Here is a 21,168-nt window from a genome sequence, read left to right on the forward strand (position 1 = left end):
TTATCAGAATTTATTATAAAATCATTTTGAGATCTCTTGAGAATTAAAAAAAACATTTTTCATCTGTTATTTATTTGAATAGAGAAATGTAAATCTGTCTCTTCCATTATTTAAAATAATTCTAAATTACGTGAAAACAAACCCTCCCCAATGATCCTGTTATAAGGGGTTTCCCATCAATAATTCTAAAAACATCTATAAAAATTACGTATAAATACTGAATCCCGTTTTGTGGGATCTGATTAATTTCGGATAAACAAAAATTGATAACAATGGATCTTTTGAAAAGTAAAAAACCATTTCTGAAAAAAGAGATGGGTTCTCGAATAGTATCCTGAAAGTTAAGATGCTTTAACCCTCAAATTTTAACGAAATGATTGTGATTAACAAAATCCTGAACGTCGACGATTACTATTTCGATGTTTTCATGTCGATCTCGGAAGCCCTTACGGGTTTCTCGATGAACGAATTGCAGGCTACCGGTCTGGCAGAAACCTATTACACCTATATTCTGCACAACTTACAGGGAGCCACCTTTGTAGAATTTCTAACCGTTTCAAAGAATGTGTTTGAAAATTCATTCACGGCCAGCCAATTAAAAGAAACCATTTCATCAGAGATAATGGCAGATCCAGGGCTTCGCGATATTGCCAACAAGCTGATCACCATCTGGTATCTTGGTACTTGGGAAGGTGCCTATGTCAACGATCTTTCTTACAAAGAAGGTCTGGTGTGGAACGTGATACATGCCCATCCACCGGGCGCTAAGCAACCTGGTTATAAATCCTGGGGTATTAAACCTGTAAACAGCAACTCATGAGCGAAACAAACAAAAAAGATGTGATCATCGTAGGGACGGGGATCGCAGGATCACTGATTGCAAAACTTCTGAGCGATCACGTATACGATACTAAGAAAAAGAAAATGGTTCACCGTGCAGACGTCAAAAAAACAGACGATTTCCGTGAACTATCGATATTAATGTATGAAGCAGGCCTGGAAGCCGGTATAGAGCTGGATTCTGTTTCCTCAATGACAACTTATAATGAGTATATGCGTACTTTTTATATGGAGTCGGCAAAGGTTCCGAACTCTCCTTATCCGAATCTAAAACAAGCCCCTTCTCCCAATGTTCTGGATATGGAAAAAATAACGCCTCCATTTCCTGATAAGAAAGGATATCTGGTACAGTTTGGACCTATGCCTTTTGCCAGTGATGCCATTCGAGTAGGTGGAGGGACAACACTTCACTGGCTGGGAACCACACCAAGAATGCTTCCTAATGATTTTAAGCTTACTGAAAAGTATGGTATTCAGATAGACCACCCGCAATCCAAGGAAAAAACACCGGTTAACTGGCCCATAGATTATGAAACATTAAGGCCTTATTATGAAATGGCTGAGTTCGAAATCGGAGTTTCAGGAGATGTTTCCAAACAAAAATATCCGATCAAAGAAAGTACGGCAGATTACTATGGTGATTATGTTTTTCCAATGGAAGAAATTCCTCAGAGCTACATGGATCAAAAAATTATGAAGGGACTTGAAGGAACCTCTGTTCAGTTAAACTTCAAAGATATTCCTTTGCATCTGGTTTCATCTCCGCAGGGAAGAAATTCAATTCCCAATCCAAAATATGGAAAAACAAAAATAATCAGAGCTGAGAAAACTGAAAAAACAGGATATAAACTGGTTTTGGACAGTTCAGAAAAAGAAGAATATAAAGCTCTGGGTTCAATTTGGAATCCTTATATGGGAGAACGTTGCGAAGGAAATGCTTCCTGTGTTCCCATCTGCCCTGTTCAGGCTAAATATAATGCTTTAAAAACGTTAAAGAAAGCACTGTATAAAGTGAATGACAATAATAATCTAAGCCTCAATCCTCATATGGAAATCAGGGCTCAGAGTGTGGTTTATAAATTGAGTGTGGATCAGAACAATGATCATCATACCATTTCAAAAGTTCACTTGAGAAGATATACGTCTAAAGAGAAAACAGATTTTGTGGAAGAAGCTATAGATACTTCCAATTCCATCGTTATTCTGGCGGCCAATGCTTTTGAAAACCCTAAAATATTACTGAATTCAAAATATACAGTCATTGAAAACGGTAAAAAAGTCGAAAAAACGGTAGCCAACAGAAGTGATCAGGTGGGCAGAAATCTGATGGATCACATGGTAATGTTAACTTGGGGATTATTCCCAGAACCGGTTTATCCATACAGAGGTCCTGGTTCTACAACCAATATCTCGTCTTTCCGTGACGGAAGTTTCAGAGGGGATTTTTCTGCATGGATCTCTCCGCTTGATAACTGGGGATGGGGATGGCCTGCATTTTCGCCGGGATCTGATGTTGCAGAATTTTTAGCCGATGGCTTATTTGGAGAAGAACTGAAAGAGGCTTTAACGGACAGACTTTCAAGACAGGTTTTATTCCATTTTGAGATTGAACAGCTTCCTCATCCTGACAACAGAGTAACCATCAATGACCAGTACACAGATGCTTTGGGTATTCCACGTCCTGTTGTTCATTATTCTTTAACAGATTATGAGAAAAAAGGAATGGAACAGGCTAAACTGGCTTCGGATCAGATGTTTAAAAAGCTGGGAATTCAGGACTTTACCACTTATAAAGCTACCGATAACAATACTGTCATCTACAACAATGTAAGATACTCGTACAACGGAGCAGGCCATATTGTAGGAACCCACCGAATGGGAAGTACCGCCGATGATTCCGTAACCAACAGCTACTGTAAATCCTGGGATCACCCGAACTTATATATCGTAGGGGCCGGAAATATGACCACTTTAGGGACTTCAAATCCAACATTGACCCTTTCAGCATTCACAATCCGTTCGGTAGAATCTATTCTAACCGATCTAGAAAACCAATTTAAACAATGAAAACATGAGACAGAGACTTATTAATAAAACACAACCGCTAGAATCATTAGAATCAACAGAAACTTTAGAATCCTTACCTATTGGTTCAGAATCAAAAGTGTCAAGAATGGCTATTAGCGATGAACTCATTCCCAATATTATCCCTGCAAAACCTCTTTCTTTACATACTCTTTTGTTCGACAGCAGTATAAATAAAGAAACTTGGGTGGAAGGTCTGAAATATCATATCAAAAAGCTGACAAACCTTTTACTGAATGATCAGACTCAGTCTTTTGATGAATATTTAGGTAACGAATTTGGAAAGGACACTCCTCAAATTTCTGAGGAAGTAAAAAAAAGATTGGCAGAGATAGATTATCGACCAATCTTACAGGACCTTCTTCAGACGGCTATTCTTATCGAACACTCAACAATTCCGCCTTATCTTACGGCTCTATATTCTATTAAAGACGGAACCAATGCATTAGCTTCACAGATTATCAGAAGTGTTGCTGTAGAAGAAATGCTTCACCTGATTATGGTTTGTAATGTATTGAATGCGATCAATATACAGCCTTCGGTAAATAAACCGCAGAACTACCCTACTTACCCTATGAAATTACCGATGAACGTTGACTTTTTTGTAGGCTTGGAAACATTCTCACCCAACAGTATTGCAACATTTATTGCTATTGAAAGTCCAAGCAGCCCTTTGGTAAAGGCTCCCAAATATAACAACGAGGTAATACCAAAAGCTTCACTCACTCAAAAAGGTGCTTTTGTACAGGAAAATAATTTCTGGACGCTTGAGAACATGAAAGGTTTCATTATGGAAAACGTACATACTATTGGAGAATATTATGATGTGTTGTTTTTCTACATTACTTTCTTCCAAATCATTGCTTATTACCAAAAAAATGGAAGCCTTCCTCACAGCTTCAAAGACTTAGATCAGGGAGGAATTTTCACAGGATTAGCATCAAAACAGATTCGTCCGGAGCAGTATTATGGAAGTGGTGGGAAACTTCATGCAGTAGAAGGTCTTTCCGGAGTGATCGCTGTTTTTCAGGAAATTAAAGGACAGGGAGAAGGCGCCGATGATTCTATCTTTGATGTTGATCCTTCTCAATTTGAAGAAGGTGTTGAACTCGCTCATTATTTCAGATTTAAAGAAGTTTTCCATGAACATTTCTATGTAGGCGGAGATTACAGACCTTTCACCGATGAAAATGGAATGATGCCGGTAAGCACCCCTCCTAACGGAAAAGCATTACCCGTAGACTGGACTGCCGCCTACCCGATGAAGGCCAATCCTAAAGTAAGCGACTACACCAATAAAGAATTATATGAACAGGGCGTTGAATTTAATAGAACCTACAGACGTCTGTTAGACGCAATTCAAGATGCAGTAGAAGGAAAACAAAGCGAGCTGGAAAAATCTATCATGTATATGTACGCCTTAAAAGAGCAGGCTGTTGCCTTAATGAAACAGCCTTTGGATTCTCAGAACAATGCAGGGCCAACCTTCGAATACATCAGTTTATAACCATAAAAACAATATATCATGCTTAAACGTAAAAAAGAAAGTCTTGAAGCAGGAAGACAATTACTCAGCAAAGGTCTGAGCCAAGGCCAAGTGAATTTGGCAGAAATCATGGATGGATATTCAAAACTTCTTATTGATGATCCTGTAAGACCATTCAGGGAAGAAAATCTGTCTGAGATTGAAAGCAGTGTAGATTATGGTATCTTAGAAGCTTTACAAGGGACTTGGGTGAGCTATAATGTCAATTATAATAAAAATGTTACCAGCCCTTCATTAGCAAGTGGAATACACACGACTATTATGCCTTCACCGGGTACCAATTCCGGCACTATTCCAGGTAAATTCAGTTTTGACTGTGAAGAATATATTGAAAAATTAACGTTTACCATCGTTCCGGGCGGAGTTCGTAATCGTGGCGGTGCAAGTGAACTTTTCTGCGGAGCTGTTAAATACGAGCAAAGCATCCAAAGTGTAAATACGGTAAAAGGACAGGAAGATTTAAAGTACACTCCTATTCATGAGGAAAACGGAATGTATCTGTGGTTAAGTGATGTGTACAACCATGCAGCAACCAAAGAATCTATTGAAAGAGATAGAGGTATTCATGCTTTTTCACAGGAAGACTTTGAAAAATATGGCTATAAAGGAGAATACAGAGATGAACCTCTTGTGAAAGTATCCAAGGAGGGAGAGGAAAATAAATACATTCTTCTAAGCCAACTGGAACCCGGACAGCCTTATTATGAAATTATTCCCGCTCAGGAGCTAAAACCGGGAGCAGGTGTTGACGGGCCTTATTTTATTCCAGACTACTCTATTTCGAGAAGTGGGGTTATTCCTCATGGTAGTACTATTACTTTATTGGGTGATATTGCTCCTCAGGGCCAAAGTTATCTCATTAACGGATCTCCTTATTTTCCTGATGGGAAGGAAGCATGGGAACCAGATCATCTTTCTATTTCCCGTACCATGGGAAGCGCAGGCGTAACTCCTGATAATATTATTGATCTCGACCGTCCTGCACCAGCCTGGGTACATGAAACACTGGATGACACGAATGATCCGGGTTCTAATAAAATTTATACTCAAAGAATACTGGCGGATGATCTGTATCCTTATTCTGTAAGACCTGACCTTCGACTTAGAGATACTTTAAGAGGGCAGGAAGTAAGTAACTTTGTTCATATTAAAATGTCATCCAAAATGAAGACTGGTGCACAGGGAGGTATTCTGAATGTACCATTTGTCAACCGCTTTGTTCCTACTGTTGAAGTGGATATGAATATGTGGATTGAAACCATCATTGAAGATGGAAAAGAAGTTCTTCAATTGCAATATGAGCAGATCGTATTCTTCGAATTTGATTTTGGAAATGATGGTGGTACAACTAGCTGGCCACATATTCAAACCAATACTCTTCGTAAATTAAAAGATATTCCAGAAGATCAGAGAAAAGTGATAGAACAACAGTTTCCCGGTACTCAGCCGCAAATAACTGGAGATGGGAGCACAGGATGTCCTTATCATAAAGAATAATCATTTATCATATTACCAAAAGAAAAGAGGCAACACGCGTTGCCTCTTTTCTTTTTATATTGAAATATCGTCTGTAAAAGATCAGATAAGGTTATTTTTCCTGCCTTTCGTTGGGAACCAGATTTTTATACGTCTGATCCACTAAAATGGTGATTGCTCTTTTAACGGCAGCACGTCCATCCGGGCTATCCATATCTATACCACAGAAAACGCTTCCATTCATTGCTGCATACATATTCAGGTAATACAATCCGGCAACAATAATAGCCATAATAGAACGGTAAGTGTCCATTTTCTCTTTGAAATGATTATTCATCATCAATTCAAAAATATATTCACCATTTTGCTCCTGTGTATCTATTAATTTTTTCAAAGATTTTCTTGGCTCGGATATACTCCACAGCAGAAGTTTTTGGGCTTCCTTATTGTTGTATACATAATCAAACTGAGATATGAGCATTGCTTCAATAAATGCTTTTCCACCATCATCTATTTTCGGCTTCATTTTTTCTACCTCTTCTTTGGTTACTTTCCCCCAATAGTCTTGTGAACGCAGATATTCGTCCATCAGACCATCCATACCGCCAAAATAGGTGTAGATCATTTTCTTATCTACCCCTGCTGTGGCTGCAATATCGTTTATTTTTAATCCCGCATGACCTTTGGTTTTCAGAATTTTCCCAACCGCGTCCAAAAACTTTTTTTTGCTGCGCTCTTTGTTTCTGATAGTCCCTGCTGCTGATTTTCTATCCATGACTAAACATTCAATGATACAAGTTTAAGGATTTTTTTATAATTATTAATCACCAAATAGTGTTTTATTTTATAAATATTCCTTTAACCTGTATACAAATACCTTAAAAGCTTTATTCATCATCAATAAATCGTTTCAATTAATTGTTCAAACAATTCAAATTGACAGACCCATAAAGTTTCAAATTCTATATACTTTTATTCTTTATTCTCTGATGCTTTTCTATAACTGATTTTTTAAACCCGAATAAACCGCTTGTAATCAACAAATTATACAAATTGAAAAATATTTTCAATTATTACACACTTTATAGTGTCTTATTTTGTATATTTGCATCAAACTAATAACCATTTTTATATTTTGAACACAAACCCTGTTGAAAAATAAAAAGGATTTCGAATACAAAAGTTAGGGTAAAAGCACCTAATGTAAGCAGCATTGCTAGATTCTAATAATGCTGTTTTTTTTATTTTCTCCAAAATTAAATCATTTTTTTGACAACTCGGGTTTCTTTAGACAAGATAAACGAAATGAGCGTATGAAATTGTACGCAAAGATTGATTAAAAAATCTGTTACGATACCTTCTGCAAATCATGTTGAAAGCTAAAATTCTTTTTCAAACAAGGAAGAAGTACATGAATAATATAAAGTATGGGGTAAAAGATCCTTTCCCAATTATAGTTTTGTGTAAGACTGATCGACCATAAAGGATATAGCTTCTTTAATTTTTTCACGCCCTTCCTCAGTATCTACATCTATTCCACAAAAAAGACTGCCATTCACAGAGGCAAACATATTAAGATAATAAAGCCCGGAAACCATGATGGCCATTATTGAGCGGAATTCTTTTTCGTACTCCGTATATTTATAATCGATAAGTTTAAAGAGGTGTTCTCCATTTTCTTCCTGAGTTGCTGTCAGTTTTGCTAATGACGCACGAGGTTCGGATAAGCGCCATAAAAGTAGCTTTTGTGCTTCTTCACTGCTATATACATAGTCAAATTGTGACATCAGTATTTGTTTGGTGAATAATTTCCATTCCTCATCATCTTCACCTGTAGGCATTATTTTCGCAACTTCTTCAGCCGTAACTCTACTCCAGTAGTCCTGCATTCTGATATACTCATCAATCAGCCCATCAAGCCCACCAAAATAAGTGTAGATCATTTTCTTATCTACACCGGCTTCTTCCGCAATATTATTTACCTTTAAACCTGCGTAACCTTTTGTTTTCAGAATCTTCCCAACGGCTTCTAAAAACTTCATTTTGCTGCGTTCTTTATTCCTGATATTTCCTGCTGCTGATTTTCTTTCCATTACTAAATATTCGACACTACAAGTTTAAGAATTTTTTTTGTCATTTTAGACACTTCGAAGTGTCTTATTTCGTATATTTGCACAAAACTTAACCATTTAAACTTTAAAAAAAGTTAATTGAGTTGAAAATATAGACTATTCTGATTGTACCAATGTGTTTCTTTAGTTGAAAATTAATTGACGAATATTAGGCAGCTGAAGAGGAAAACACGAAACACAGACAGCATCATTACATCGATAGTGATGCTGTTTATTTTTTTTTAATATTTTTTCAGGGCACAAAATCCCTTCAATAAAGGTTTTCCTGCTCATTTCAAGGTCATAAAATTATAAAATTGAGATTTTTTTTCATTTAGACACTTTAAAGTGTCTTATTTTTGTATATTTGCATCAAACTAATAACCATTTTAATATAGTAACACTATCGAAGTTGAAAAGTTTAATACAATTCTGATTGTAATTACAATGTTCCCTCGCTTTAAGACAGTTTAGAACATTAAACAACTAAGGTAAAAACACACAAACAAGACGCATCGTTAGATTACTAATGATGCGCTTTTTTTGAAAACATTTCCAAGATATGCTGTGAACAATTGGGCAGATCCTATAGATAATAAAGTCTTTTAATATGTTTTATAGAAGCTGTTTATTCTGAATAAGACAGTTTTTCGTACGATTTTTCTAATATAAAAGAAATAGCTTTCTTTATTTTTTCACGGTCTGCAGGACAATTAACATCTACCCCACAAAAAATACTGCCATTCACAGAAGCATACATATTAAGATAATAAAGTCCGGAAAGCATTACCGCTATAATAGAACGAAACTTCTGTGCATATTCCCGAAAATGGGAATCTACCAAGAGCTTAAAGACATGTTCCCTATTCTCTTCCTGAGTAGATGTAAGCTTTACTAATGATTTTCTAGAGTCTGATAAGCGCCACAAAATTAATTTCTGCATGTCTCTGTTATCATGCACATTTTCAAACTGGGAAATCAGTAATTCTTCTATAAAAGCCATTCCTCCATCATTTATTTGGGGATTTATTTTACCAATTTCGGGGGTAGTTATCTCTTCCCAAGAGTTTTGTGACTGAATATATTCGTCCATTAGTCCATCCATACCATCAAAATAAGTATAGATCATTTTTTTATCTACTCCGGCTGTAGCAGCGATGTTATTTATTTTTAACGCAGTGTGTCCCTTCGTTTTAAGGATTTTTCCTACTGCTTCCAAAAACTTTTTTTTGCTCCGTTCCTTGTTCCGGATACGGCCCCCCGCTGACTTTTTTTCCATGGCTAACATTCAATCCTACAAGTTTAAGAAAATTTTTCAACTTTTAGACACTTTGTAGTGTCTAATTTTATATATTTGCAAAAACTAAAAACCATTTCGATACTGAAAAACACGAGCGAAGTTGAAGAATTAAGATAGTTCAGACCGTAATTATGTTCCCTCAATTTTAATAACGATTTCGAATACTAAACAACTAAGGTAAACACGAGACATCAGCAGTATCATTATTTTATGATGCTGCTTTTCTTTTGCAACAAAAAAATATTGAATATAAAGAGTGTAATTTTTGAAATTTTATAACATCCTACACAATACTTTTGTATTTATTCCGATTATTTGATGTTGAAATTGGTTTTTACTTTGGCAGAATTTTTAATTATTAAAAAAAATTAAAAATTTATAATCGCCAAAAACACCATAAATAAAGGATTTCTTCCAATATTAAACCCTGAATTTTACAATGTTAAGAAAAATTTTCATCACTTAGACACTTTCAAGTGTCTTAATTTGTATATTTGCGCAAACTAAAACCATTCTGCATATAAAACACAGAAAGGATGAAAAATTAGCATTTCGAACACAATCAACAAGGGTAAAAACACTAACTGTAAATGGCATCATAGGTTTCTAATGATGCTGTTTTTGTTTTAAAAGGAGAAAAAAAGGGGATCAATATATCATCTTTTATCTTATCTCATTTAAATTCTTGATAAAAAAAGTTTTTTTTCAGCTCTTAAAAAAAATATCCTGACCATAATAATCTCTTTATACATTTCTAAAATATTCATAATTATTGAAAAAAAAGCCATGCTTTCAATTGATTTTCTACATATTTGAATGCATTATGGCTATAAAACAGCCAATTCAATATTTTCTTTACAGTAAGTGAGTGATGGGTCATAATTAAATTATGGGAATAATCTATTAAAAATGGGCTGTGATTTGGCATAATTAAGCCTATATTTACCAAAAATTTTAAATTAATGAATTATAAGCTTGAGCTCAACACTCAGGAGCCTAACTCTAAAATTGTTTTTAATACAATCATTTTCGATGCGTTCAAGGTAAATATAGTTGAAAGATATATTGGTTCAATGAAGGCTCGTCCAACATTATGTGAAGCTTTGTTTAAACTCAGAACATTAGACGATACTCTTATCGAAAGAAGAGATGGTAATACAAGAGTAAAGATAAAAGGTAATGATTTTGAAACGTATCAAAAGTTAACCAGAGATCTGAACTCTTATGAGTATAAAAACAAACTGATCAATAGAAAAGAAGTTGAACAAAACTATGTTCATTTCATTTTAAGTTTAGTTATTGCGAACTATCAGCTTAACTAAGTTACTCTTGATATTTACTTCCTGTTAGCAGGTCTATCATTTCATTTTTGTTCATCTTTTTGTAGTAAAAAAATACTTCAAGGTTGAATTATGGATATAATTGAAATTCTTTTTCCAGCCGGAAGATCCCAAAACAGAGTTTGTATTTTACGACTAAAATCCTGACAGATGTTAGGATTTTGTTTTGTATTAAGAATAAAATGTATTTTTGAGGAAAACAGTAACCTAAAACAATCATTTTATGAGAAAAACAGGTATTTCTATAGTTCTTTTCCTGGCAGTTTCACTATCTTTTTCTAAAAAGGAAATACAACCTGATATCACAGGAACCTGGAAAATGGATCTTTATATGATGGATTCTGATACCATTTATTATAAAGACTCTGAAACATATACCCAGAAGTTTTATGAAAAAAAATTGGGAAATATGAGCCAGAAAAGTAAAATCGAAACGGCGGCAAAAAAACTGTTTGATCAGTTTAAATCCACAGAGCTGCTGGTGAATAAAAATACCATCAAAGCCTATACATTCGAAGGAGGATTAACGGAAATCAACATTAAATATAAACAATCTGACGACAAAATTATCCTTGATGAAAAAGATAATCAAAAACACAAGTACATTGTTGATTATGACCAAAAATCTGATTTCCTAACCATAAAGTATGAAGACCCTCACACTAAGATTGTCAACAGATATTCCAGAAAGAAAAATTAAAAAAATATTGATCTAAAGCAGATTATTGGTAATGACATAGGAAATGGCTTCGATAATATTCTTCACTCCTATTCTTTCAAATAATTTGCTTCTGTGAAATTTAATAGTACTGGGAGCAACACACAGCTGTTCAGCAATTTCTTCTATTTTCAGCCCCTGAAGATAGAGTCTGATAATTTCAATTTCTCTTAGTTTTAAATTGATTTTGGTTTCTTCAGACCACTTTCCGGTATAGTGATTATACTTCCAGTAAGCATCTGAAGTATTGGAAATAACACGAATATTTCCGGCATTCCGGTTAAGGGAATTAGAAACAACGCACACTATTTTAGAAACATAACCATTTTCATCGATTTCAATCGGTGTCACTTTGTGATTAACGAGTACATCAACACTATTGGTATATTTCACATGAAAGTCATAGGTAATGGTATGCACTTTCTTTTCTTCGGGGGTAAGGCATTCAAAAAACTTAAAACCATAAATGCTTACCTTTTTTAGGATTTCAAGATCTTCTTTTCTGGTATATTTTCGAAAAAAATTATAGCCCAATTTCTCAATCTCTTTCGCTCTCAGCCCTGAAAAAAGTAGAGGACTATCAGAAATAAACTCCAGTTTTCCTGTCTTTAGACTGGCTATATAGATACAGCCAAAACTGTTTCCTGCAACTGCTTTAAGTACGTTAAGGTATTTTTCCGACGTATTTGTCTCTTCAGCAGGAGGGAAAACCAGCGCATTATCGCACCCCAATGAATTTATTCTATCTCTCATATTATGAACATGATAATAGTAAATACAAAAACTTTGTTATTAGATTTCTTTTTTGCAAACATATCCATAATTACTCTAAATAAAAAATCTATTAAAAATTAATTACGTTTAAACATCAATCTACAAAACAATTATTTTGATATTAAAAAAATCTAAAAAGCATCATTTTTTTACATTCTAGATATTAAATATTTTCTTTTTTCAGAAATTTCAGGCAGAAAAATCGAAAAGAAATGAAGGGCTCATTCATTTTTCATTTCAACAAAAAACTCCATTCTAGACGTAAGACAGAATGATTTTCTTTATCCAAAGAGCTTTACAGTTATCAAAATAAAATTTAATTCATCACATAAGGAATTAAAACTATACGAAAGTATAGTCATATTAAATTATTATTAAATTATTTTTACCCAGATCATAATAACAAAATAAAAAAGTAAAGAAAGAATCTTATAAAATGAAAGAACCTCAACAAAAACTACTGACCAACTGATTATAAAGCTACGAGCTCTGATCAATAAAAAAGCTTCAAGCCATCTTGATTTGTAAATGAATATTTTGCAGTACCGTTAATATCCCGCTCTATTTACAAATATTAACCTAAGCTAATGAGCAGGTTATTGACTTCAATGCTTACCATCAACAATAAAAAGCTTTTCTGTAGCCCTTTATTCACTGCAGGATATCTATTCTAGCATAGTGGATTGAAAAAGTAACAGAAATACATACTTCCCCACTTTTCGTTTACGATTTGAAAAAACAGATCATTCCCTTCTGACTTTTGCTAAAAGCTGTCAGGAGAAAACTGCTATATATATCAGAATAAGATAACAAAATCATTTCACCAGAAAACTCTAATTAAAAATTGAATTATATGAGAAAATTTTTATCTATTATCTTTTTTTTCTTGGCTTTTGCATCGTACGTCCGGGGACAGACGTGTACTCCTGTTCCGGTGCCTTTTTTACAGTCATTCAGTACGGGTGCGTTACCTAACTGCTGGACAAGCCAAAACCCGACTTCTACCTCAACCAACGTGAATGTGAAATGGAAATTCTCAGGAACGGCAGGATACGGAGCCACCGGAAACGGGGGAAAACCTGCGGGAACTTTTGCCTGGGTAGATGCATCAACTCCTAATCTTGGGGAACATACTGTGGAACTCATCAGTCCTGAAATCAACTTAACCGGATTAACGAATCCTTATGTCAAGTTTGAATGGTTTAAAGATCACCTTACTGCACTTAATGGAACTGTACCTCCTGCGGACAATAATCAACTTAAGCTTGAAGTAAATAATGGTTCCGGATGGGTACAGATTTGGGTCAGCAACACCAACAATCCTGAATGGAGAACGGTAGGAGTGCCTTTGGCATCCAGCTATGTAGGGAATACAATTCAGTTAAAATTCACCGTAGATAAAGATGTTGCCGGAAATGGTGATTTCTATGATGATATATTATTAGATGAGGTTCAGGTAATAGAAGCTCCAACTTGTTTTGAGCCTGCTAATCTGGCGGTATCGAATATTGCTCCTACATCAGCGACTCTTAACTGGTCTGCTCCATTAGCCCCCGCTCCAGCTCCGGCAAACGGATACGAATATTATTACAGTACAAGTAATACTCCACCTGCTGCAGCGACTCCGGGAACAGCGAGCGCAGGAACAAGTGCCAATATCTCTTCACTTACTCCAGGAGCTACTTATTACTGGTGGGTAAGATCGGTATGTTCAGCAACAGACAAGTCACTTTGGGTAGGAGGAGCCTCCTTTACGCCTGGACAAATAGGTGGTGGAACGGCAACCAATGCATTTTTGCCGGTTTACTCCTGCTCGGGATTCAATTATTCACAACAGATTTATATGGCTCCAGAAATTGGTGCTGCAGTCGGAGCCAATAATTATATAACGGCAATTAGATTTTTTGTTTCCACAACAGCTGCTGCTCAGGCCAATTACAATCAATGGGTAGTGTATATGGGAAATACTTCACAAACGGAATTTGCCACAACAACCAGTTGGGTTCCTTCTAGTTCTTTAACGCAGGTATATTCCGGAACATTACCTGCAATGACAGCAGGTACATGGGTTGAAATTCCATTGGCAACTCCTTTTTTATGGGATGGAGTGAGTAATGTTGTGATTGGAGTGGATGAAAACGCAACAGGGACGTCGTGTACGGCGAACTGGGGAAGTTATTCTGCAGGAAACAATCGAGGAATGATCTATTACAGCACCACCGTAAACCCAGATCCCACGAATCTTCCTGCTGCCATTAGCCGCTATGCTGTACTGCCAAGGCTTCAGTTAACAGGAACAACGCTGCCCAACTGCACCAATACTCCACCGACTAATATTTCCGTAACCAATCTTACCGCCACCTCAGCAAGTGTTTCGTGGACTGCGGCGGCGAATGCTACTTATATTGTACGATATAGAATACCGCCTTCTTTAACATGGCAAACCGTTAATGTAACAACTCCTTTTACGAATAATATTACGATTACCGGTCTTACAGAAACCACTCAATATGAAGTGGAAATTGCCACCATTTGTGGAACGCAGGGAGCATTTTCTGCTCCGATAGCCTTTAGTACTACTGCTTTGACCTACTGTAATTCCGGAACGGCTACTGTTACGAATGGCTATATCAGCAACATTACTATGATCGGATCGAATGTTCCTTTAACCAGTAATAACTCTGGAGCAACAACGTATACGGATTATTCTTTAGATCCAACAAAAACGATTACCCTTCTGCGAAATTCGACCAATAATACTTTATCAGTCGGAAGATCTATTGTATCCGGAACTTATTCTACAAATGCATGGATAGATTTTAACGGAGATGGAATATTTGATAACAATCCTTCCACTACACCTGGCGGTGAAAGAATTATGAATCTGGGATATTCCAGCACAACTCCTGTTACTGCTAATTTTGATGTTCCTGCGAATGCTTACCTTGGAAACAGTAAAGTAAAGATGCGCGTTATCGTATATTCTTTAACCCCAGTCAATGCCTGTGCTCCTCTTACGAGTAATGGTGAAGTAGAAGATTATTATGTAAAATTCATTGATTTACAACCCTGTACCACTACTCCTCCAACCAATATCGCGGTAAGTAACCTGACTCATAATTCTGCTTATGTATCATGGATGCCGACTGCAAATGCGACTTACGTTATCAGATGGAGACAGGGAACAACCGGAACATGGCTTCCTAGTGCGGCAGGGCTTACCCTTCCGGCCGGACAAAGTTTTCACACAATAACCGGGCTTACTGAGCAGACGGCTTATCAGGTACAAATTGCGACGATTTGCGGAGGAACGCAGGGTGCATTTTCTGCCACCTTAGGTTTTACAACCACTCCATTAACTTATTGTAATATGACGGGAACGGGAACTAATGATTTCATTTCCAATGTGAAAGTAACTCCTGTGAATTTTCCGGTAATGGATAATACTTCTGTTCAGACGAATTATATTAATTATACAACTCCAGCTACCCTTATTAATTTAGAAATAGGTTCTCAGGGAAATCAATTATCTGTTTCGAAAGCGTGGGATGGTACTCAGTATGCAGATGCTGTAAATGCCTGGATTGACTGGGACAGAGACGGAATTTTTACAGATGCTGAAAAAATAATGACCTCTGCTGCCAGCACATCAACTCCAGTAACCGCTACTTTTGATGTTCCTGCAACAGGAGTTTATACAGGGCCGTTAAATACAACGATGAGAGTTGTTCTTAAAAGAACCAGTGCGCCCATCATGTGTGCGGATGCAGCTAATGGTGAAGTTGAAGATTATCTGGTCAAATTAAGACCTTGTAACAATGCAACGCCAGGAACTCCTGCATTCACCAATATTACCCATAATTCGATTGTTATCAATTGGACAGCAGCAGCCAACAGTAATGCTTTTATTCTGGAATACAGACCTGTTACAGTTCCTGCTTCTGCATGGACGACTTTAAATGTATCAATTTTAGGAGGAAATCCACCAATAACAATTAATACACTGACTCCCGCTACGACTTATGAAGTAATACTTGCTGCTGTATGTGGTTCTACAGGAATCGGGGTTTATACGCCTATTAAAAGCTTTACGACAAGGTGCGATCCTACTCCACCTCATGTAACCATAAGTAATATCACTGCTAATTCTGCGGTTGTAACGTGGAATCCAATTGTGGCCAGTGCGAATTATATTTTAAGATGGCGAGAAGTGGGAACTCTTCCATGGAATACTCCAAATGTACCTCAGCCTCCTGCCAATTCTTATACGATTCAAAATCTTGATTCTTTCAAAACCTATGAGGTACAGGTTGCCAATATATGTGTAGGTGAAACTGTAGAGAATACATGGTCCAATCCTCAAGCCTTTACAACGACCAGAGTTTGCGAAATACCACCACCAGGGCTTACCATTAGCCAACTTACTCCAACCAGTGCGGAAATTACCTGGGATGCTTTTCCTGGCGCAACTTATCATTTAAAATACAGAAAAGTAGGAATTCCGAGCTGGACCGATGTTATGGTTACGACCAATACTTATACTATTCTTGGCTTACTGGAACTTACCAAATATGAAATGCAGGTTGCCAATATCTGTAATGGAACAACGGGACAATTTACCAAGTTGTATTATTTCACGACACCTACCGTGGTATATTGTCCGATGTCGTCTACTAACTCGGCAACAGAGTTTATTTCAAAGGTGACTGTTATTCCTAATGGTAATAAACAGATGATCAATGAATCATTAGCTTCCAATTATTCAAATTTCACAGGAAATCCGTTACAATTTATTGACTTGATACAAGGGGCTACAGACAATCAGATTATTGTTGATAAAACTTTAGGTAATGGTACTATTGCGGGAGTTTCGGTATGGATTGATTTCAACAGAAACGGAGAGTTTGACATTAATGAAAGGATTCTTGCGGACGGACCTAACGGAAATGCTATTGCCAGCGCCACATTTACCGTTCCCAATAATGCTTTTATAAGTATGACGGATCATAAATATGTTGTGATGAGAGTCGCTCTTCAGAAAGACGGAATTCCTGTAAACTGTACCAATTTCCAGAATGGTGAGGTAGAAGATTATACGGTAAGAATATCTAAACCGGAAGTTCCTAACTCAATCAACCAAACAGAAACACATATTTATCCTAACCCTGTAAGCTCAGTATTGTATGTGAAAAATATCAGTCCAAAAGCGAAATATAAAATCTATAGTGCTGTGGGAAGACTTATCTCGAATGGTATCATCCTGAATAATACAATTAATGTAAGCAATCTTATTAGTGGAATGTACATGATAGAGATTGAAGATACCCGTGGAATGGTGCAGAAAAAATTCATCAAAGAACCATAAGTACCTCTATTGATCAACCCTATTATTTTTTAGAAATCATAACCTATAACTTATGAAAAATTTTATCAACAATACAGTAAAGTCTCCCTATAAAATATACGGGTTGGATTTTAGTGAAAAATATTGAATAATTCTCAAAAAAACATATAAAAGGGCCACGATTATTCATCGTGGTTCCTTAAATTTAAAGAATTTTAAATTTAAATACAATTTAACCGCAATATATTACACGCATAAACCCTATATATATATGAAAAACATTCTACTCGTTTTATTATTAATCATTTTTAACATCAATGTTTCGGCGCAGAGAGATACGGATCATTGGTTTGCTCCCTACTATGCCTCAACCAGTTACACACAGGCATTGTATCTCTCTACAGATTCAACAACTCCTTTTGTGGTTACCGTTAACAGTAATAATATCCCTATTGGTACTGTAACCATCAGTAAAGGAGCGCCTCAGACTTTTGTTGTACCTATAGCCAACATTGCTGCTACTGTTACCTCAGAAGCATTTAGTATCATCAATAAAGGGCTGTATGTACAGGCAAGTAAACCTTTCTATTGTTCACTAAGAATGGTCAGCAGTACAACCCACGCAGAAATTGTAACAAGTAAGGGTAAAGCCGGTATTGGTAAAGAATTCTATGTAGCAGGAACTCCTACTACCACATCCAACTCCGGGTACAATTTCACGGCAGGAGTAATGGCAACAGAGAATAATACAGTTGTAACAGCTACCTGGAGCGGAAATATAGCCTTCTTTGGTGCTGCTCCAGCAACCAATACCCATACGGTAACGCTTAATAAAGGTCAGTCTTTTATTTTTGCAGGAGGTACGGGAACCAATGGCCTCAACCAATCAGCTTTTATCGGGGCTAAAATTGTTTCTGATAAACCTATCACCCTTACCAATGGAAATGTCAACGGAAACTTTGGAAACAATACAGGTTCAGGATCAGATGCCATTCTCGATCAGGCAGTTCCTACAGAAAGATTGGGAAGTACTTTTGCTATGGTAAGAACCCGATCTTCCACAGATGACCTGGAAGGAGGTATTGTGGTAGGAACAGAGGATAATACACAGATATTCATTAACGGAGCGAATACTCCAATTGCAACCATCAACAGTGGTGAATTCTATAGAATCAAAGGTAACAATTATGTTCAGCAGGGTACTTCCGGACATTATAACATGTTCATTACAACTTCTAAAAACGTATATCTTTATCAATTGGTTTCTGTAGATAACAGTAGTGCGACCTGTGGCTTTAACTATATTCCGCCTTTAAACTGTTTTTTACCTAGAAAAATTGATGAAATCGGAAAAATCAACGAAATGCCAACCGGAACAGGAACCAGCAGTGTTGTTCCATTCGGTACAATAGTCAAATTAAACATCTTAACAGAAGCAGGAGCCAACGTAACGGTAAACGGAGTGACTCCTACAGCTGCACAGGGGCCTTTCTCTTTAACAGGAAATTCAAACTGGGTTACTTATTCCCTATCTCCAACAGTTGGAAATATAACGGTAATTTCAGACAAAGCTGTAACAGCAGGTCTAAACGGAGGATACAGTACTTCAGGATATGGAGGATATTTTGCAGGGTTCTCTTCTATTCCGCTTATTGCCAAGCAGACGGGAGACTGTATTCCTGGTATTGTGCTGGAAGTTGATGACAGCTATGATACTTACCAATGGTTCTTGGACGGAAATCCAATACCTGGCGCTACAGGTAACGCTTATACTCCTGTAGCTTCAGGAAATTATACGGTGAAAATTTCTGTAGGTTCCTGCGTTCCGGCAGTAACTCCAGTGTATAAAGTGTACACTTGTCTTAATGAGACCACCAAAGCTATGACGGTTTGTGAAGGGTATGAGTCTATTGTACCTCAGTTTACCAATTCTACACAAACTTACGTTCCTAGTACAGTAACGATTATTACACCTCCTGCAAATGGAACGGCAACAGTAGATCCGGCAGGGGTAATCAATTATGTTCCTAACTTTGGGTATATGGGACCAGATACTATCGTGTACAAATTCTGTGGAAACAATCCGGATTTTACAGATTGTGAGCAGGTAACTTTAACGTTAACCGTATCTGAAAGTCCAAAAGTTCAGGATGTAACGATGAAAGCATGTTTTATTCCTCAAACTCCTGTACTTGGATTATTTGATTTGACTTCTGCAGGGGTGAGCGTACAGCCAGGAGTTATAAAACAATATTACCCATCTCCAACAGATGCACAAAACGGAACCAACGAAATTCTTACTCCAGCCAATTATGTTGCTCCAAATGGGGTAGTTTATGTGAAAGTAACGAATGCTAACGGATGTTTTAAAATTGCAGAGGTTACCCTGATCGTAATCCCTCCTACTTATTCCAATGTATTAAAAGATAAAATTATCTGTATGGAAAATACAACAACTTTGGATGCAGGACCAGGATTCGTAAGTTATAAATGGAGTACTGGAGCGACCACTCAAACGATCAGTAATGTAGGAGTTGGAACGTACTGGGTAGATCTTAAAACCAGAGAATGTACTACCAGACAAAATGTAAAAATTTATCCTTCTGAGCAGCCTGTCATTTCTACGGTTAATATTGATAACAATACAGTTACAGTAAATGTTATTGGAGGCACTCCTCCTTACAAATATTCGATGGATAATATCAACTGGCAGGATGATATTGTATTTAATAATGTCCCTCGCGGAATTAATACATTCTATGTAAAAGACTCTTACAACTGCGTTCCAATTCAGGTAGAAGTTACTGTTCCTAACCTGATCAACGTAATTACTCCAAATGGTGATGGTGTAAATGACGTATTGGACTACTCTGCCCTAGCTGGAAAATCAAACCTTGTATTCAGTATCTACAACAGATACGGCAGCAAGATTCACGAAGGAAACAAGCAGAACGGATACAAATGGGATGGTACTATCGCTGGTAAGAAAGTTTCTACAGGAACGTATTGGTTTGATCTGGGATGGAATGAATCCAACAGCAAACAAACTCCTGTAAAGTACACAGGATGGATTATGGTTAAAAACAGAGAATAAACCACTGGACATTCACCTTTCTGTCTATATAAAAAGACAGATTAAGCATGATAAAAAATAACTTACTCGACCTCTAATAATTATTTATTATGAAAAAACTTTTATACGCATTCCTAGTTTTCGCCTCAGGAATGCTATTCGCACAAAAAAGTAATACAGTAAAATTTGCCGTTTACAAAGATGTAATCGGGACCGTAAAGATGTTTGATAATCACAAAAGCGACATTGAAAAGCTCAATGTTTATAAAACGAAAGCCGCCCTTCCTTCCAATTTAAAAAAGTTTGAATATCTTGCTGATAACGGGCTAACAGAAGTGAAACTAAAGAAAAATGCAGGAAATCCGGACAGTATATCTCTTGAATTGCTTAATAGCCAAGGCAATGTACCAAAAAACAGTCCGATATTTGTTGAAGGCTACAAAATTGAAGGCCCGAAAACCAGAATTTACAGCGAAATGATCGACAATATTGAGGTGATAGATTTCAACGGACAGAAATGTTTAAGCATCTCTACGATCCAAAAATAACACTCTGTTTTTG

General features: G+C 36.6%; 13 protein-coding genes. 9 read left to right on the forward strand and 4 right to left on the reverse strand.

What is annotated here, in order from left to right; genetic code table 11:
• The first annotated feature begins 373 nt into the window (after positions 1-373).
• Genes ACL9RH_RS07575 through ACL9RH_RS07590 form a run of 4 tightly spaced genes read left to right on the forward strand, consistent with a single transcriptional unit; the run spans position 374 to position 5,968 of the window.
• Positions 374-820, forward strand: a complete 447-nt coding sequence (locus ACL9RH_RS07575) for a sugar dehydrogenase complex small subunit (protein ID WP_422692755.1) — start codon at positions 374-376, stop codon at positions 818-820.
• Complete coding sequence (locus ACL9RH_RS07580) at positions 817-2,907, forward strand: GMC oxidoreductase (protein WP_422692756.1); 2,091 nt, start codon at positions 817-819, stop codon at positions 2,905-2,907. The genes ACL9RH_RS07575 and ACL9RH_RS07580 overlap by 4 nt, the downstream gene beginning before the upstream one ends.
• Positions 2,908-2,911: 4 nt before the next feature.
• Entirely contained in the window at positions 2,912-4,432 is a 1,521-nt protein-coding gene (locus ACL9RH_RS07585) for a ferritin-like domain-containing protein (RefSeq protein ID WP_422692757.1), read from the forward strand.
• Positions 4,433-4,450: 18 nt separating this feature from the next.
• Complete coding sequence (locus ACL9RH_RS07590) at positions 4,451-5,968, forward strand: peroxidase, FMP-type (protein WP_422692758.1); 1,518 nt, start codon at positions 4,451-4,453, stop codon at positions 5,966-5,968.
• 91 nt (positions 5,969-6,059) lie between these two features.
• Here ACL9RH_RS07590 and ACL9RH_RS07595 read toward each other — a convergent pair whose 3' ends face one another.
• From ACL9RH_RS07595 to ACL9RH_RS07605, 3 genes are all read right to left on the reverse strand, one after another.
• Positions 6,060-6,722 carry a TetR/AcrR family transcriptional regulator gene (locus ACL9RH_RS07595; protein WP_422692759.1) on the reverse strand — a complete coding sequence of 221 codons (663 nt, stop codon included), beginning with the start codon at positions 6,720-6,722 and terminating at the stop codon, positions 6,060-6,062.
• Positions 6,723-7,398: 676 nt separating this feature from the next.
• Positions 7,399-8,040 carry a TetR/AcrR family transcriptional regulator gene (locus tag ACL9RH_RS07600; RefSeq protein ID WP_422692760.1) on the reverse strand — a complete coding sequence of 214 codons (642 nt, stop codon included), beginning with the start codon at positions 8,038-8,040 and terminating at the stop codon, positions 7,399-7,401.
• 646 nt (positions 8,041-8,686) lie between these two features.
• Positions 8,687-9,277: a TetR/AcrR family transcriptional regulator gene (locus ACL9RH_RS07605; RefSeq protein WP_422692761.1), complete on the reverse strand. Its 591-nt coding sequence runs from the start codon at positions 9,275-9,277 to the stop codon at positions 8,687-8,689.
• Between the two features lie 1,043 nt (positions 9,278-10,320).
• Here ACL9RH_RS07605 and ACL9RH_RS07610 point away from each other — a divergent pair.
• Positions 10,321-10,680, forward strand: coding sequence for a prevent-host-death protein (locus tag ACL9RH_RS07610; protein ID WP_422692762.1), 360 nt, complete (start codon positions 10,321-10,323; stop codon positions 10,678-10,680).
• 241 nt (positions 10,681-10,921) lie between these two features.
• On the forward strand, positions 10,922-11,398 hold the full coding sequence (locus ACL9RH_RS07615; RefSeq protein WP_422692763.1) for a hypothetical protein: 477 nt from the start codon (positions 10,922-10,924) through the stop codon (positions 11,396-11,398).
• Positions 11,399-11,410: 12 nt separating this feature from the next.
• On the opposite strand, the gene ACL9RH_RS07620 is transcribed toward ACL9RH_RS07615, so the two are convergent.
• Positions 11,411-12,169, reverse strand: a complete 759-nt coding sequence (locus ACL9RH_RS07620) for a response regulator transcription factor (protein ID WP_422692764.1) — start codon at positions 12,167-12,169, stop codon at positions 11,411-11,413.
• A gap of 874 nt (positions 12,170-13,043) precedes the next feature.
• Here ACL9RH_RS07620 and ACL9RH_RS07625 point away from each other — a divergent pair.
• The 3 genes from ACL9RH_RS07625 to ACL9RH_RS07635 all read left to right on the forward strand — a co-directional run bounded on the left by ACL9RH_RS07625 (position 13,044) and on the right by ACL9RH_RS07635 (position 21,155).
• Positions 13,044-17,555: a fibronectin type III domain-containing protein gene (locus ACL9RH_RS07625; protein WP_422692765.1), complete on the forward strand. Its 4,512-nt coding sequence runs from the start codon at positions 13,044-13,046 to the stop codon at positions 17,553-17,555.
• A gap of 250 nt (positions 17,556-17,805) precedes the next feature.
• Positions 17,806-20,628 (forward strand): T9SS type B sorting domain-containing protein, encoded by a 2,823-nt coding sequence (locus tag ACL9RH_RS07630; RefSeq protein ID WP_422692766.1) that lies wholly within the window; start codon positions 17,806-17,808, stop codon positions 20,626-20,628.
• 89 nt (positions 20,629-20,717) lie between these two features.
• The gene (locus tag ACL9RH_RS07635; RefSeq protein WP_422692767.1) at positions 20,718-21,155 is read left to right on the forward strand and encodes a hypothetical protein; all 438 of its coding nucleotides are present in this window, start codon (positions 20,718-20,720) and stop codon (positions 21,153-21,155) included.
• Positions 21,156-21,168 lie beyond the last annotated feature (13 nt).

Source organism: Chryseobacterium sp. Mn2064, from assembly GCF_049319685.1.
In the GTDB taxonomy this organism is placed as follows: domain Bacteria; phylum Bacteroidota; class Bacteroidia; order Flavobacteriales; family Weeksellaceae; genus Chryseobacterium.

Coding starts and splice junctions, on each gene's coding strand:
- ACL9RH_RS07625 (WP_422692765.1), top strand. CDS start 13,044: ATGAGAAAATTTTTATCTATTATCTTTTTTTTCTTGGCTTTTGCATCG.
- ACL9RH_RS07600 (WP_422692760.1), bottom strand. CDS start 8,040: ATGGAAAGAAAATCAGCAGCAGGAAATATCAGGAATAAAGAACGCAGC.
- ACL9RH_RS07595 (WP_422692759.1), bottom strand. CDS start 6,722: ATGGATAGAAAATCAGCAGCAGGGACTATCAGAAACAAAGAGCGCAGC.
- ACL9RH_RS07635 (WP_422692767.1), top strand. CDS start 20,718: ATGAAAAAACTTTTATACGCATTCCTAGTTTTCGCCTCAGGAATGCTA.
- ACL9RH_RS07580 (WP_422692756.1), top strand. CDS start 817: ATGAGCGAAACAAACAAAAAAGATGTGATCATCGTAGGGACGGGGATC.
- ACL9RH_RS07585 (WP_422692757.1), top strand. CDS start 2,912: ATGAGACAGAGACTTATTAATAAAACACAACCGCTAGAATCATTAGAA.
- ACL9RH_RS07615 (WP_422692763.1), top strand. CDS start 10,922: ATGAGAAAAACAGGTATTTCTATAGTTCTTTTCCTGGCAGTTTCACTA.
- ACL9RH_RS07630 (WP_422692766.1), top strand. CDS start 17,806: ATGAAAAACATTCTACTCGTTTTATTATTAATCATTTTTAACATCAAT.
- ACL9RH_RS07575 (WP_422692755.1), top strand. CDS start 374: ATGATTGTGATTAACAAAATCCTGAACGTCGACGATTACTATTTCGAT.
- ACL9RH_RS07620 (WP_422692764.1), bottom strand. CDS start 12,169: ATGAGAGATAGAATAAATTCATTGGGGTGCGATAATGCGCTGGTTTTC.
- ACL9RH_RS07590 (WP_422692758.1), top strand. CDS start 4,451: ATGCTTAAACGTAAAAAAGAAAGTCTTGAAGCAGGAAGACAATTACTC.
- ACL9RH_RS07610 (WP_422692762.1), top strand. CDS start 10,321: ATGAATTATAAGCTTGAGCTCAACACTCAGGAGCCTAACTCTAAAATT.